We start from the raw sequence: 309 nt of genomic DNA on the forward strand, positions 1-309 counted from the left end.
GGCAGCCTCTCCGACCAATCCATGAACGCCTCCACGCCCTCGGCGCGCATACGGGCGGCCCATCCCTCGTTGCGCTGCGCCATGGCCGCACGGACATCTTCGTCCGCCGGGCCCACGCCGGCGCTTTCCAGCACCAGGGCCGCCAGGGGCAGATCGGGGTGCCTCACCAGAGCTTCTGCCGCCAGGCGGCCTCCCATGGAATAGCCCACCACGCCGGGAGCGCCCTCCACCCCGGCCACCTGGCGCACCACCTGGGCAACGCGGTCGCAAGCTGCGGCCAGAGGCGCGGCGCCTTCGTGGCCCGCGCAC

General features: G+C 73.8%; 1 pseudogene. It reads right to left on the reverse strand.

Going from position 1 to position 309, the window contains the following annotated elements:
- Positions 1-309 (reverse strand): annotated as a pseudogene (locus tag PZH32_RS12490) (alpha/beta fold hydrolase); the annotation flags it as partial.

Origin of the sequence: Adlercreutzia equolifaciens (assembly GCF_029076695.1) — a bacterium.
In the GTDB taxonomy this organism is placed as follows: Bacteria; Actinomycetota; Coriobacteriia; order Coriobacteriales; family Eggerthellaceae; genus Adlercreutzia; species Adlercreutzia equolifaciens_A.